At 73.2% G+C, this 13,732-nt stretch carries 12 protein-coding genes; 5 read left to right on the top strand and 7 right to left on the bottom strand.

Features of this window, described 5'->3' with window-relative positions; all coding sequences use genetic code 11:
• Positions 1-134 precede the first annotated feature (134 nt).
• On the top strand, positions 135-1,079 hold the full coding sequence (locus tag AB0M03_RS19700; protein ID WP_363492837.1) for a cyclase family protein: 945 nt from the start codon (positions 135-137) through the stop codon (positions 1,077-1,079).
• A 7-nt stretch (positions 1,080-1,086) separates the two neighbouring features.
• Here AB0M03_RS19700 and cydB read toward each other — a convergent pair whose 3' ends face one another.
• Together cydB and AB0M03_RS19690 are read right to left on the bottom strand one after the other, a co-directional pair.
• Positions 1,087-2,097: a cytochrome d ubiquinol oxidase subunit II gene (gene cydB / locus AB0M03_RS19695; RefSeq protein ID WP_363492836.1), complete on the bottom strand. Its 1,011-nt coding sequence runs from the start codon at positions 2,095-2,097 to the stop codon at positions 1,087-1,089.
• A gap of 26 nt (positions 2,098-2,123) precedes the next feature.
• Complete coding sequence (locus AB0M03_RS19690; RefSeq protein WP_363492835.1) at positions 2,124-3,506, bottom strand: cytochrome ubiquinol oxidase subunit I; 1,383 nt, start codon at positions 3,504-3,506, stop codon at positions 2,124-2,126.
• 313 nt (positions 3,507-3,819) lie between these two features.
• Here AB0M03_RS19690 and AB0M03_RS19685 point away from each other — a divergent pair, with 313 nt between their 5' ends.
• On the top strand, positions 3,820-5,400 hold the full coding sequence (locus AB0M03_RS19685; protein ID WP_363492834.1) for a GMC family oxidoreductase: 1,581 nt from the start codon (positions 3,820-3,822) through the stop codon (positions 5,398-5,400).
• Between the two features lie 46 nt (positions 5,401-5,446).
• Positions 5,447-6,823 carry a glucose-6-phosphate dehydrogenase gene (gene zwf / locus AB0M03_RS19680; protein ID WP_363492833.1) on the top strand — a complete coding sequence of 459 codons (1,377 nt, stop codon included), beginning with the start codon at positions 5,447-5,449 and terminating at the stop codon, positions 6,821-6,823.
• A 68-nt stretch (positions 6,824-6,891) separates the two neighbouring features.
• Here the strand turns inward: zwf and AB0M03_RS19675 are convergent, their stop codons facing one another.
• A complete protein-coding gene (locus tag AB0M03_RS19675) occupies positions 6,892-7,143 on the bottom strand; it encodes a hypothetical protein (RefSeq protein WP_363492832.1) in 252 nt (83 codons plus the stop codon).
• Positions 7,144-7,214: 71 nt separating this feature from the next.
• Positions 7,215-8,786, bottom strand: coding sequence for an alpha/beta hydrolase (locus AB0M03_RS19670; protein ID WP_363492831.1), 1,572 nt, complete (start codon positions 8,784-8,786; stop codon positions 7,215-7,217).
• A gap of 293 nt (positions 8,787-9,079) precedes the next feature.
• On the opposite strand from AB0M03_RS19670, the gene AB0M03_RS19665 reads away from it, so the two are divergent.
• Positions 9,080-10,294 (top strand): M20 family metallopeptidase, encoded by a 1,215-nt coding sequence (locus AB0M03_RS19665; protein ID WP_363492830.1) that lies wholly within the window; start codon positions 9,080-9,082, stop codon positions 10,292-10,294.
• A gap of 15 nt (positions 10,295-10,309) precedes the next feature.
• Here AB0M03_RS19665 and AB0M03_RS19660 read toward each other — a convergent pair whose 3' ends face one another.
• A complete protein-coding gene (locus tag AB0M03_RS19660) occupies positions 10,310-11,329 on the bottom strand; it encodes an Lrp/AsnC family transcriptional regulator (RefSeq protein ID WP_363492829.1) in 1,020 nt (339 codons plus the stop codon).
• A gap of 123 nt (positions 11,330-11,452) precedes the next feature.
• Between AB0M03_RS19660 and AB0M03_RS19655 the strand changes: the two genes are divergently transcribed.
• Positions 11,453-12,853 carry an MFS transporter gene (locus tag AB0M03_RS19655; protein WP_363492828.1) on the top strand — a complete coding sequence of 467 codons (1,401 nt, stop codon included), beginning with the start codon at positions 11,453-11,455 and terminating at the stop codon, positions 12,851-12,853.
• Positions 12,854-12,864: 11 nt separating this feature from the next.
• On the opposite strand, the gene AB0M03_RS19650 is transcribed toward AB0M03_RS19655, so the two are convergent.
• Both AB0M03_RS19650 and AB0M03_RS19645 read right to left on the bottom strand, forming a co-directional pair.
• Entirely contained in the window at positions 12,865-13,368 is a 504-nt protein-coding gene (locus AB0M03_RS19650) for a cupin domain-containing protein (protein ID WP_363492827.1), read from the bottom strand.
• A gap of 55 nt (positions 13,369-13,423) precedes the next feature.
• On the bottom strand, positions 13,424-13,732 hold a 309-nt coding region (locus AB0M03_RS19645), incomplete at its 5' end, for an EamA family transporter (RefSeq protein WP_363492826.1).

The raw sequence follows: 13,732 nt of genomic DNA, 5'->3' as shown, positions 1-13,732 counted from the left end.
GGGTGCCGGGTGGTCGTGGCCGGGCCGGTTAGGTTTTCCCCTCGGGCCGTCGGCGGAGCGTGTCCGCCCGGCCGTGGCGCACCGACGGCGGCCGCGGCCCTCGGCGGCACCCCGGACCGGAAGCGGGGCTCCTGATGACCGACCGCCGTGCCTTCCCTGCCCTGCCCGCGCTCGGTGCGGACGAGTTCCGCGCGCTGCACGAGCGGGTCCGGCGTTCGGTGGGCGGCGGGGGTGCGGGGCGGGGTGCCCTGGAGCTGATCACGCCGGAGCGGGTGGTGGCGGCTGCGCGGGAGGTCCGTTCGGGGCGGCGGGTGAGTCTTGCGTCGCCGGTGGAGACCGTGCGCGGACCCGACAATCCGGAGCCGGCCGGGCACCGGATGACGGGGGCCGTGGCCGGGAGCGTCGGCGGCGGGCTGGACTTCGCCCGGGACCACTTCGACATGAACGTCCACGGCGATGCGGACAGCCACCTGGACGCCCTGTGCCATGTGGTGTGGCGCGGCACGCTGTTCGGCGGGACGAGCACGGACGGGCTCACGGCGGACGGTGCCGCGAAGCTGTCCGTGGCGCTGGCCGGTGACGGGATCGTGGGCCGCGGCGTGCTGCTGGACATCCCGCGGCTGCACGGCGTGCCCTGGCTGGAGCCGGGCGAGCAGGTCGGGGCGGCGGAGCTGGCGGCGGCCGAGGCCGCCCAGGGTGTCCGGGTGGGCGCCGGCGACCTGCTGTTCGTCCGGGTCGGGCACCGGCGGCGCAGGGACGAGCTCGGGCCGTGGCGGGCCGCGGAGGCACGGGCCGGGTTGCATCCGACGGCGGTGGAGTTCCTGGCCGACCGGCAGGTCGCGGTGCTCGGCAGCGACGGCAACAACGACGCCGCACCGAGTACGACCGAGGGCGTCGCCTTCCCCGTGCACGTGCTCGCCGTGCACGCGATGGGCCTGCACCTGCTGGACTACCTGCAGTTCGAGGACCTGGCACCGTTGTGCGAGCAGGAGCGCCGCTGGTCCTTCCTGTGCGTGATCGCCCCCCTGCGGCTGCCCGCGGCGACCGGCTCCCCCGTGAATCCCGTCGCCGTCCTCTGACCGTCCGTCACTCGGCGACGGGGTGGGCGAACCGGTCGGCGGAGATGCGGCGGCGGAAGACGTGGTAGGTCCAGCCCTGGTAGGCGAGCACCAGGGGGAAGAAGACGATGGCCACGACGCTGGTGACCTTCAGGGCGTACTCGCCGGCGGCGCTGTTGTGGACGGTCAGGTCGAAGGCGGAGTTCGTGGTGGAGACCATCAGCCGGGGGTAGAGGTCGACAAAGAGCCCCAGGACGGTGGTGGCGACGGCGGCGGTGGTGGCCGCGAAGGCCCGGCCGTCGTGGCCGCGGACCACCAGGAAGGCTGCGGCGATCACCGCCATCACCGCGAGGAGCTGGGGGATGTTCGGCAGCACGCCCTTGCCCGCGGTGGAGTGCGTCCAGGGCAGGAAGGCCAGCAGGACCGGCGCGGTGACCAGGGCGATCGGGCGGGCCAGCCCGGCGGCCCGGTCGCGGACGTCGCCGGTGGTCCTGAGGGTGATGAAGGTGGCGCCGTGCATCAGGCAGAGCAGGACGAAGGTGATGCCGGCGAAGACCGCGTAGCCCGAGAAGATGTCGCCGAGGTCGCCGGTGAACTCCTGGCTCCCGTCGATCGGAACGCCGTGCAGCAGGGCGCCGAGGGCGATGCCGAGGAGCAGCGGGACGAGGAGGCTTCCGCAGATCAGCAGAACGTCCCAGGTGCTGCGCCAGCGTGCGCTGTCGACCTTGCCGCGGAACTCGAAGGACACCCCGCGGACGATCAGGCCGACCAGCAGGACGACCAGGGCGGGGTAGTAGGAGGAGAACATGGTGGCGTACCAGCCGGGGAAGGCGGCGAACATGGCGGCGGCCGCGACGATCAGCCAGACCTCGTTGCCGTCCCACAGGGGGCCGATGGTGTTGAGGGCGGCCCGGCGGCCGGCCTCGTCGCGGGCGACGGCGGTGTGCAGCATGCCGACGCCGAGGTCGAAGCCCTCCAGGACGAAGAAGCCGGCCCACAGGACGGCGATGAGGATGAACCAGAAGGTGGCGAGGGCCATCGGGCGGTCCCAGGGGTGGCGTGGTGTCAGTAGGACAGCGCCGGTACGGGCGTGTCCTCGGCGGGCGGCGGTGCGAGTTCCTTGCGCGCGTAGCGGGTGATCAGGAAGGCGGCGACGACGGCCAGGACGGCGTACAGCAGGAAGAAGGCGATGAGGCTGGCGGCGACGGTGGCGGTGGAGACGGACGGGGAGACGCCGTTGCCGGTGAGCTGGATGCCCTGGACGATCCACGGCTGGCGGCCGCTCTCGGTGAGGAGCCAGCCCGCGGTGTTCATCAGGAACGGCAGCGGGGAGATCCAGACGGCGGCGCGGCAGAACCACTTGGCGGAGCTGAGCCGTTTGCGCCACAGCAGCCAGATCCCCCACAGGCCGACCAGCAGGACGACGACGGCGAGGTAGGCCATGACGCGCATCGACCAGTACTGGATGAAAACGTTGGGGACGTAGTCGCCGGGCCCGTACTGCTGCTCGTACTGGCTCTGGACGGCGTTCAGACCGAGGACCTGGCCGTTCCAGTGGTTGGTGGCCAGCAGGGACAGCAGGTGCGGGATTTCGATGATCTTCGTGGGGGTCTCGTCGTTCTTGCCGCCGCCGATCTGGAACAGCGAGAAGGAGCAGGGCTGGCAGGTGTCCCACTGGGCCTCGGCGGCGGCGATCTTCATGGGCTGGTACTTGCCCTCGGTGACGCCGAGTTCGCTGCCGACGAGCATGGCCACCATGATCACGGGGACGAGGACGGTCAGCGCGAGGCGGGCGGAGGCGTGGAAGGCGAGCGGGGCGGTGCCCTTGCGCAGCTGCCAGGCGGAGACGGCGAGCATCACGACGCAGCCGGTGACCAGTGAGGCGAGCAGGACGTGCAGGTAGCCGCGGAGGAAGACGGGGTTGGTGAAGAGCTTCCAGATGTCGTTGAGCTCCGGCCGGCCGGTGGACGGGTCGATGGTGTAGCCGACGGGGTGCTGCATCCAGGAGTTGGCGGCCATGATGAAGGCGGCGGACAGCACGCCGCCGAGGGCGACCATCCAGATGGTGGCCAGGTGGACGCGTTCGGGCAGCCGGTCCCAGCCGAACAGCCACAGGCCGAGGAAGGTCGACTCGAGGAAGAACGCGGCCAGGCCCTCCATGGCCAGCGGCGCGCCGAACACGTCGCCGACGGTGCGCGCGTAGGCCGACCAGTCCATGCCGAACTGGAACTCCTGGACGAGGCCGGTGACCACGCCCACCGCGATGCCGATCACCAGGATGGTGCCGAAGAAGCGGGTGAGCTGGAGGAGTTCGGGGCGTCCGGTGCGGTGCCAGGCGGTCTGCAGCAGTGCGGTCAGGAAGCCGAGCCCGATCGTGACCGGCACGAACAGGAAGTGGTAGATCGACGTCATGGCGAACTGCAGCCGTGCGAGATCCAACTGACTCATGCGGCTCCCATCGCGGACGTTCCGGCCCAGTGAAGCACCGGGCGGCCGCGCGGCCCGGCGGGACGCGGCGCCGCTGGTCCGAACGAGTGCCCGCAGCCCACCGGCCGGCGGGCTCGGCACGGATGCCCCCGGGGGTGCTCCGCGCCCTGAGGTGCCGCCCGACCGGGCGCGTTGTAGCTTGCACGTGACAGGCCTCCCGAGGGAGGGCCGCAGGCGCAGCATCCCGGCACCGGCCGACCCGCCGCCTGTGGGCGGGGCACGGGCGCGGACAGCACGGCCCGGGGCAGGCACCGACTCCCAGAATGGACACTCCGTGGCTGGCGAGCAGCACTACGACGTCGTGGTCATCGGCACCGGTGCGGGCGGCGGCACCCTGGCGCACCGCCTGGCGTCGACCGGCAAACGCATCCTGATGCTGGAACGCGGCGACTACCTCCCCCGCGAGCGGGACAACTGGAGTTCGACCGCGGTGTTCGTGAAGGGCCGCTACCGGGCCCCGGAGTACTGGTACGACAAGGACGGCAACGCCTTCCCGCCGGAGGTCAACTACTACGTCGGCGGGAACACCAAGTTCTACGGCGCGGCGCTGTTCCGGCTGCGGCCGGAGGACTTCCGGGAGATGCGCCACCACGGCGGGATCTCCCCGGCCTGGCCGATCGACTACGGCGACCTGGAGCCGTACTACAGCCGGGCCGAGCAGCTCTACCGGGTGCACGGGCGGCACGGCGAGGACCCGACCGGGGGCCCGGCGAGCGAGCAGTACCCGTTCCCGCCGGTCGAGCACGAGCCGCGCATCCAGCAGCTGAGCGACGACCTGGAGAAGCACGGCCTGCACCCCTTCCACCTGCCGATCGGCGTGGATCTGGTCCAGGACGCCGACGGGCGGGCGACGCACACCAGTGCCTGCATCCGCTGCGACCGGGTGGACGGCTTCCCCTGCCTGCTGGGGGCGAAGTCCGACGCCCAGGTGATCTGCGTGGACCCGGCGCTCGAGCACGACAACGTCACCCTGGTCACCGGTGCGAACGTGCGCACGCTGGAGACCGACCCCGCCGGACGCACCGTCACGGCCGTGGTCGCCGAGCTCGCCGACGGCAGTACGGCGCGCTTCTCCGGCGACGTGGTGGTGGTCTCCTGCGGCGCCGTCAACTCGGCCCTGCTGCTGCTGCGGTCCGCGAACGACCGGCATCCGGACGGCCTGGCCAACAGCTCGGGCGTGGTCGGCCGCCACTACATGCGGCACAACAACCTGGCGCTGATGGCGGTGTCCAAGGAGCCCAATCCGACGGCCTTCCAGAAGACGCTGGCACTGCACGACTGGTACCTGGGCGCGGACGACTGGGACTATCCGCTGGGCGGCATCCAGATGCTCGGCAAGTCCGACGCCGAGCAGATCCACGGCGAGGCGCCGCGCTGGGCCGGTGCGGTCTCCCCCGACATGCCGTTCGAGGTGCTCGCGCACCACGCGGTGGACTTCTGGCTGTGCGGCGAGGACCTGCCGGACCCGGACAACCGGGTCACCCTGGACGCCGACGGCAACGTGCGCCTCACGCTCGACGAGAAGAACAACACGGCGGGGCTGAAGCGGCTGCGGCACAAGCTCCAGGGGATGCTCGGCCGGCTCGGCATGCACGAGCACCACCTGCTGCCGCACAGCATCTACCTGCACAAGGGCATGCCCATCGGGGCCACCGCCCACCAGGCCGGCACCGTCCGGTTCGGCACCGACCCGGCGAGTTCCGCACTGGACGTCGACTGCAAGGCCCACGACCTGGACAACCTGTACGTCGTCGACACGGCCTTCTTCCCGAGCATCGGCGCGGTCAACCCGTCCCTGACGGCGATCGCCAACGCCCTGCGGGTCGGCGACCGGATCGCCGACCGGCTGCGCTGACCGTCCATCGGACGGCCGACCCGTCCACTCCACAGGAGGAGCGGAGATGACGACACGACAGACGGACGCCCTGGTGATCTTCGGTGCGACCGGGGACCTCGCCAAGCTCGAGACCTTCCCCGCCCTGGTCGGGCTCGTCGAGCGCGGTGTGCTCGACGTCCCGGTGGTGGGCGTCGCCAAGGCCGGCTGGGGGCTGGAGCAGTTCCGGGCCTACGCCAGGGCCTCGCTCACGCTCAACGGCATGGACCCGGACAGCACAGCGGCGACCAAGCTGATGGGCCTGCTGCGCTACGTCGACGGCGACCTCGACGACGACGCCACGTACGCCGCGATGTCCGAGGCCATGGGCACCGGGCAGCGGTCGCTGTTCTACCTGGAGGTGCCGCCGCCGCTGTTCGGCCGGATCGCCCGCGGCATCGCCTCGGTCGGCCGGGCCGAGGACGCCGGCATCATGGTCGAGAAGCCCTTCGGCACGGACCTCGAGAGCGCCCGCGAGCTGAACGCCACCATGCACCGGTACTTCGCGGAGGACTCGATCTACCGCGTCGACCACTGGCTGGGCCTCGACCCGGTGGAGAACGTGCTGTTCGCCCGGTTCGCGAACTCGGTGATCGAGCCGCTGCTCAACCGCACCCACGTCGAGAGCATCCAGATCACCATGGCGGAGGCCTTCGACGTGTCCGACCGCGGCCGGTTCTACGACCGCACCGGCGCCGTGCGGGACGTCGTCCAGAACCACATGCTGCAGGTGCTGGCCACCGTGCTCGCCGACCCGCCGGCCGGCCAGGGCCTGCAGGCGTGGCGCGACTCCAAGGCGCACATCGTCTCCTCGCTGCGCCCGCTCACCCCCGAGCACATCGTGCGCGGCCAGTACGAGGGGTACCGGGACGTCGAGGGCGTGGCCCCGGACTCCGAGGTCGAGACGTACGCGGCGATCCGGCTCGCCTGCGATTCGTGGCGGTGGGCGGACGTGCCGATCGCCATCCGGGCCGGCAAGTGCATGCCGGTGACGGCCACCGAGGTGAGCATCCGGTTCCGCCGCGCGCCGCACGACGTGTTCGGCCTGCGGCCGGCGCCGGCCACCAACACCCTGCGCTTCCGGGTCTGGCCGGAGACCCAGGTGGCGCTGACCCTCGCCGGCAAGAAGCCCGGCGGCGGGTGGGAGGCCAAGCACGAGGAGCTGTCCTTCAGCGAGCTGCCCGGCTCGGACATGCGGCCCTACGACCGGCTGATCGGTGCCGCCCTCGACGGCGACCGGTGGCTGTTCGCCCGGCAGGACACCGTCGAGGCGGCGTGGCGGGTGGTCGACCCGGTGCTCGGCGATGCGGTGCCCGTCCACCCGTACGTCAAGGGCACCTGGGGGCCCAAGGAGGCCGACGCCCTGCTGCCGAACGGCGACGTCTGGCAGGACCCGGCGGGCTGACCGCACAGCGGCCGCCTGCAAGGCGTGGGCCGGCCACCCGTCCGCGGTGGACGGGTGGCCGGCCGGTGTCATGCGCCGCGCAGCAGGCGGGTGACCGCGAGCGGGTCCTCCCCCAGGGCCACCAGGCGCTCGCCGAGGCGCCTGATCTGCGCGTCCTTCTCGTTGTCGAGGGCGGCCACGTTCGCCAGCGCGGTGCGGGCGCCGTGCTCGGCCCCGCCCTCGAACACCCGTCGTACGAACTCCCGGGCCGCGCCGCGGTCCAGGCCTCCGGTCAGGGCGAGCAGCTCGTCGACGTAGATCTCGGCGGATTCGAACTCCATGACTTCATCAAACCGCCGGGGCAGCGCCGACGCACCGCGGGCGGCCGATCGTCACAGCGGTGTTCCGGCCGTCACGACACCGCCGGGAACGGATCGGCGTCGGGCTTGAGGACCTGCCCCGGCTTCGGCGCGGCCCGGTCCACCAGGTAGGAGGTCACCAGGGCGCTCAGCGCCTTGCTGCGGCCGACGGCGCAGTGCTCCACCACGTCGACGGTGACCAGGACGGCATTGCCGAGCTCCTGCTGCATGCGCTGCGCGAACTTGTACTGGGTCGCCGGGTCGAAGGTGTTGCCGATGACCATCACCGGGGTGGCGGTCCTCTTGTTCCACGGCCCGGTGTACCGCTCCGACCACAGCGCCGGAGCGGGCCAGGTCGCGCACGGCGGCGCGTCGAAGGCCTGGTAGCGGCCGAAGGTCGGCGACTCCTTCTCCCACGCCTTCGCCACCAGCGGGAAGAGCCGGGGCGCCGGCGGGTACGGCTTGTCCTGGCAGTTGACGGCGTAGTAGGAGTCGTCGGCGCTGTACGGCGTGTCCGCCGGGGCCTCGCGGAGCGCCGCCGGGGCGGGCCGGGCGAGCAGGTCCGCCTCGTCCGCGGAGGGCGCGGCGAGGCTCGGCTGCGGGTTGATCGCCAGGTGCAGCGCCTGCAGCGAGCGGGCCAGCGGCGCCTGGCGGCTCTGGGCGTACAGCGCGTTGGCGACCTGGCTGGTGAAGGTGGACAGCGTGACGGTGGCGCCGCCCGGCAGGGTGACGGCGTTGGTCCGCAGGTGGTCGCGGAGCGCGTCGAACTTGCCGCGGGTGTCCTTGTCGGCGAAGGCGCAGCGCGGGGCGCCCGCGGTCTGGCAGCGCCTCAGGTACTCGTCCAGGGCGAGTTCGAAGCCCTGGGCGCGCTGCCGGTCGTACTCCAGGCCGTTGTGCAGGCGCAGCTGCGGGTCGACGTTGCCGTCGATGATCACTGCGCGGACCTTGTCCGGGTACATGTTGGCGTAGGTGGAGCCGATCAGCGTGCCGTAGGAGAAGCCGGCGAAGGTGAGCTTGGCGTCGCCGACGCCCTGCCGCATCCGGTCGAGGTCACGGACCACGTTCATGGTGGACATGTGCTTGACGAGCTCGCCGGCGTTGCGGGCGCAGGCGTCGGTGTAGTCCTTGTCGGCGGCGAGGGTGCCGTCGATCTCGGCCCGGGTGGTCGGCACGCCGGTCATCCGGTCGAAGACCGCGTTGGCCTCCTCGTCGGTGGTGAAGCACTTGAGCGGGTTGCTCAGGGCCACGCCGCGCGGGTCGAAGCCGATCAGGTCGAAGCTGTCGGTGACGCGGGGTTCGAAGCGGGTGGTGGTCGCCCACAGGTAGCCGCTGCCGCCCGGGCCGCCGGGGTTGAGGAAGAGGGAGCCGATCCGCTTGGCCGGGTCCCCGGCGCGGCGGCGCATCATCGCGATGCCGATCGTCTCGCCGGACGGCTTCGCGTAGTCGAGCGGGACGGGGTAGACGGCGCAGTCGTAGATCTTCGGATCCGGCTTGGACGGATCCGGGTTGCACGGCTTCCAGTCGACCGGCTGCACCTTGGCCGCCTGGGCGGCTGACGGTGCGGCGGGCGGTGCGGCCGAAGCCGCGGCGGCGGTGCCGGCGACAAGGGTGAAAGCGCTGGTCACAGCCACTGCGAGGGTCGAAAAGCGTAACAAGGGGCCTCCCGGTGTCGGCAAACCCGCTCAGCGTGCCAGTCGGCGGCCGATATGGGAAGACTTGTACACGCCAAGAGTTTTCGGACGGGTCTTCCGGGGCGTGCGCGGCCTGACGGGTCGTCGGTGCGGCTGCGACGGTTCGGGGGTGCGCGCCGGCGGGATCGTGCGTTCGGGCGGGGGCGGTCGGCCGATCCGTGCGGATCACGGGGCGGGCGCGGCCGCAGGAGGACCATTCGAGGACCGTCTACCCAGGAGGAGTGGCCATGTCGGCTCCCGTTCACCCGTCCGCGCTGCGCGAGTCCGCCGAAAGGCTGCGACCGGGCCTGGTCGAGCTTCGGCGGGCCCTGCACCGGGAGCCCGAGATCGGGCTCGACCTGCCGCTGACCCGCGCCCGGGTGCTGGAGGCGCTCGACGGCCTGCCGCTGGAGATCACCCTCGGCGAGAAGCTCTCCTCGGTCACCGCGGTGCTGAGAGGCGGCCGGCCCGGCCCGGCCGTCCTGCTGCGCGCCGACCTGGACGCACTGCCGGTGCAGGAGGCCACCGCACTGCCGTACGCCTCGCAGGTGCCCGGGGCGATGCACGCCTGCGGCCACGACCTGCACACCGCGGCCCTGGTCGGCGCGGCCCGGCTGCTCGCCGAACGGCGGGAGGAGCTCGCGGGCAGCGTGGTGTTCATGTTCCAGCCCGGCGAGGAGGGCGGGGGCGGTGCCGCGCTGATGGTCGAGGAAGGCGTGCTGGACGCGGCCGGCGAGCGGGTCGCGGCGGCGTACGCGCTGCACGTGGGCGCGGCACTGCTGCCGAGCGGCTGGGTGGCGACCCGACCGGGCCCGATCATGGCGGCCTCCGACGCCCTCCGGGTGACCGTTCGCGGCCGCGGCGGCCACGGGTCGAGCCCGCACCTGGCGCTGGACCCCGTCCCGGCGGCCTGCGAAGCGGTGCTCGCCCTGCAGACCATGACGACCCGCCGGTTCGACGCCTTCGACCCGGTGGTGCTCACCGTCGGCACCTTCCACGCCGGCACCGTGGAGAACGTCATCCCCGACGAGGCGGTGTTCGGCGCGACCGTCCGCTCCTTCTCCCCCGAGGCGCGGGCCCTGGTCGCCGAGGAGGCCGTCCGGGTCGTCCGGGGCATCGGCGAGGCCCACGGCATGACCGTCGACACCGTCCTCGAACCGGGCTACCCGGTGACCGTCAACGACCCGGCGGAGGCGGCGTTCGCCGCCGCCACCGCACGGCAACTGCTCGGCGAGGACCGGTACGTCGAGATGCCGCGCCCGATCGCCGGCTCCGAGGACTTCGGAGTCCTGGCCCAGCTGGTGCCCTCGGCCTACCTGATGCTCGGCACCTGCCCGCCCGGCCGGGACCCGTTCACGGCCGCCTACAACCACTCCGCCGAGGCCGAGTTCGACGACGCGGTCCTGCCCGACGCGGCCGCCCTGCTGGCCGCCCTCGCCCTCGGCCGCCTCACCCGCGGCTGAGCCGGCCCCGTCGGGTCACCCGATCGCCCTCGGGGTGGGCCAGGGGTCGATGGGGACGTAGCCGCATGAGCGGCCGTCCGGGGTGAGGAGACGGCCGACCAGCTTGACCGTACGGAGGGTCACCATCCGGTCGCGGACCCGCAGGTCGGGGAAGCGGCCGGTCAACTCCTCCTCCAGCCGGCGGAGTTCCGACGTGCGGTGGACGACCAGGTAGAGCGCCAGGTTGGCCGGTCCGACCGTCACCGCGCACATCCGCGCCTGCGGAAGGCCCGCCAGCCACCCGGTGGCCTCCTCCAGTCGGCCCGCCGGCGCCTCCAGCCAGAGCATGGCGCCGAGCGGATGCCCGGTGACCCGCGGCGAGGCGTCGCACCGCAGCACCATCCGCCCGGAGTCCCGCAGTTCGGCCAGCCGCCGGCGCACCGTGGAGGCCGGCAGGCCGGTCCGTTCGGCGAGTTCGGCGTACGGCATCCGGCCGTCCCCGCCGAGCGCCTGCATCAGTGCGAGGTCCTCCTCGATCTGCCGGGAGGCGGGCGCGCTCCGCGGTGCGGCCGGCTGTTCGGCGATCGCCCGGCGCTGTTCGGCGTCCAGTGCGCCGTCGCTCCACCGGCTGCCCTCCCGGACGGTCCGTTCCACCAGCGAGGTGCGGGTCCGCTCGACGCCGGGCACCGCCGACACCTGTTCCAGCAGGTATCCGGCGAGCCCCGCCCGGTCCCCCGCGCCGACGGTGAGCAGCAGGTCGGCGCCGCCGGTGACCACCTCGATCGACGCCACCTGCGGGTGCCCGGCCAGTGCGGCCGCCACCTCGGCGACCCGGCCGGCCCGGCACTCCACCTCCACGAGTGCGGTCAGCCCGCGGCCGATCCGGTCCGCCGACGGGTAGCAGGTCACCCAGGCGTCGCCGTCCGCCTCCAGCCGTGCCCAGCGCCGGGAGAGGGTGGCCGGGTCCACGCCGAGCGGGCCGGCCAGCTTGGACCACGGCGCCCGCGGGTCCATCCGCAGGGCGTCCACCAGGGCCAGGTCCAGCTCGTCGTTCATGGCCGATCCTTGCGCGGAGAGGTCCGCAGATGCGAAATCGTGCGGTTCGGGTTCGTAGCGCCCCAGGTTAGCCATCCTTGCGGCCACCCCCAACGCCCTCCGGCCCCCAACGGATGTGTGCCCATGACCCAGACCGTCCCCGCCGCGGTCCACCCCGCCCGGGCTGCGGCCCGCGCGACCGTCCCCCTGCTCGTGCTGGTGGAGTTCGCCAGCGGAGTGCTGCAGGGCGGCTTCCCGATCCTGCTGCCCCGCCTGGGCGAGCAGCTCCACCTCGACGCCGGCGACCTGAGCCTCACCCTCGGTGTCGAGTTCCTGGTCTCCGGTGTCGCCGTGCCGCTGACCTCGCGCCTCGGCGACCTGCACGGCCACCGGCTGCTGCTGCGGATCACCGTCCTGCTCACCCTGCTCGGCGCGCTGTGCACCGCCGTCGCCCCGGATCTGCCGATGCTGCTGCTCGGCCGCGCCCTGTCGGGCTTCCTCGCCTGCTGGCTGCCGCTGGAGTTCGCGATCCTGCGCGACGACCTGGGCGAGGAGCGCGGCGGCCGGGCGGTCGGACCGCTGGTCGGCTCGCTGACCGTCGGATCGACGCTCGGCGCCCTCGCCGTCGGCGGTCTCGGCACCGGCGACTCCGCCACCCGCCCGCTGCTGTGGGGCCTCGCGGTGCTGCCGCTGCTGGCGCTGCCGGTGGTGTGGCGGTTCGTGCCCGACTCGCGGACCCGGGCGGACGGGCGGACCGACTGGGCGGGCGCCGTCCTGCTGTCCCTGGGCCTGACCCTGCTGCTGGCCGGCCTCGGCGGCAGCGCCGTCCTGCCCGGCGCGGCCGCCGCCCTGCTGCTCGTCCTCGGCCCGGTGCTGCTCGCCCTGTTCGTCCGCCACGAGCTGCGCACCGACCGGCCGATGGTGGACGTCCGGCTGCTCTCCCGGCGTGCCACCGCGCCGGTCTTCGCCCTGAGCTTCCTGCTCGGCTGCGCACTGTACGGCGCCCAGGGCCCGACGCTGGCCTTCGAGGCCGCCGACCCGGCCGAGACGGGCTACGGCCTCGACGCCGCACCGCTGCAGCTCGGCCTGCTGTACCTGCCGCAGACGGTCGCCGCCATGCTCGGCGCGGTCACCGCCGACCGCCTCGCCCGCCGGTACGGCGCCGCCGCGGTCCTCGCGTCCGGCTTCGCGCTGTGCGCCGCCGGGTACGCCGCGATCGCCCTCGGCCACCACGCGTACTGGCAGTTCGCCGTACCGGGTGCGGTCTGCGGGTACGGCGCCGGCCTGGGTCTCAGCCTGCTCCCCGGCCTGCTGATGCGGCGTCTGCCGCGCGACCAGACCGGCATCGGTACCGGCGTCTACAACACCCTCAAGTCCCTGGCGGGTGCCGCCGCCGGCGCGGGGGCGGCAGCCGTCCTGGACCATCTGCTGCTGCGTCCGGCCGTACCGCAGGAGGGCGCCTACACCGCCGTCTGGACGGCCTGCGCCCTCGCCTGCGCACTCGGCACACCGATCGCCCTCGCGCTGCGCGAGGGCCGCGGGTGAGAACCTGCGGCTCAGTCCGGTTCGGCCGGGCGGCAGTACCGGCGGATCAGCTCCTCGTGACCCGGGAATCGTTCCAGCAGGTCGTCGACCCGGCCGAGGGTCATGTCGGCGTAGTCGAAGCCGGGCGCGACCGCCTCGCTGATCAGCCCGTGGTCCCCGGCCTCCAGGTGGGAGGCCTTCCAGACGCCGCCCGGCACGGCGAGCACGAGGTGCTGGCCCCGGCCGGGGTCCTGGCCGAGAACGGCGGTCTCCCGGCGGCCGTCCGGGTGGATCAGGTGGTAGGTGATCGGGTCGCCGTGGTGGTGGAAGTGCAGGATGTCGGACCGGTTGAGGTGCCAGTGCCCGATCGGCGACCAGTGGGTCAGCAGGTAGTGGATGGAGGTGAGGGTGTAGCGCTCGCCGTACGGCGTGGCGACCATGGCACGGTGGTCGGCCTGGAAGGTGCGCCGGAAGTACCCGCCCTCGACGTGCGCTTCCAGGCCCAGCGCCTCGATCCACTGATGCGCCGTCGGCATCGCGTCCTCCTCCTCGGTCGGTGGTTCGATTCTGCAGGCCCGGCGGCGCCGGCGGTCACCGGGCCCGGGCCGGGCGGGGCGCGGCGGCGAGGGCCGCGGCCGAGTTGGCGGCGACGATCGCCGCGATCGCCAGCCAGTCGACGAGCGGCAGGCGCTGGCCGAGCACGGCCCACCCCACCAGGGCCGCCATCACCGGATGGACGCTCATGAAGACGCCGAAGAAGTGCGCGGGCACCGTGCGCAGCGCCAGCATGTCGGCCAGGAACGGCACCGCGGACGACAGCACCCCGGCCGCCGCGGCGGCCCCCCCCGCCCCCGCCGGGGGGCGGGGGGGGGGGGAGGCCACGCCGCCCCCCCCGCCCGG

This window comes from Kitasatospora sp. NPDC051914, assembly GCF_040680995.1.
GTDB lineage: Bacteria > Actinomycetota > Actinomycetes > Streptomycetales > Streptomycetaceae > Kitasatospora.
Note: the sequence above shows the minus strand (reverse complement) of the source record. Positions and strands in the feature narration are given on the sequence as shown.

Coding starts and splice junctions, on each gene's coding strand:
- AB0M03_RS19700 (WP_363492837.1), top strand. CDS start 135: ATGACCGACCGCCGTGCCTTCCCTGCCCTGCCCGCGCTCGGTGCGGAC.
- cydB (WP_363492836.1), bottom strand. CDS start 2,097: ATGGCCCTCGCCACCTTCTGGTTCATCCTCATCGCCGTCCTGTGGGCC.
- AB0M03_RS19690 (WP_363492835.1), bottom strand. CDS start 3,506: ATGAGTCAGTTGGATCTCGCACGGCTGCAGTTCGCCATGACGTCGATC.
- zwf (WP_363492833.1), top strand. CDS start 5,447: ATGACGACACGACAGACGGACGCCCTGGTGATCTTCGGTGCGACCGGG.
- AB0M03_RS19675 (WP_363492832.1), bottom strand. CDS start 7,143: ATGGAGTTCGAATCCGCCGAGATCTACGTCGACGAGCTGCTCGCCCTG.
- AB0M03_RS19665 (WP_363492830.1), top strand. CDS start 9,080: ATGTCGGCTCCCGTTCACCCGTCCGCGCTGCGCGAGTCCGCCGAAAGG.
- AB0M03_RS19660 (WP_363492829.1), bottom strand. CDS start 11,329: ATGAACGACGAGCTGGACCTGGCCCTGGTGGACGCCCTGCGGATGGAC.
- AB0M03_RS19655 (WP_363492828.1), top strand. CDS start 11,453: ATGACCCAGACCGTCCCCGCCGCGGTCCACCCCGCCCGGGCTGCGGCC.
- AB0M03_RS19650 (WP_363492827.1), bottom strand. CDS start 13,368: ATGCCGACGGCGCATCAGTGGATCGAGGCGCTGGGCCTGGAAGCGCAC.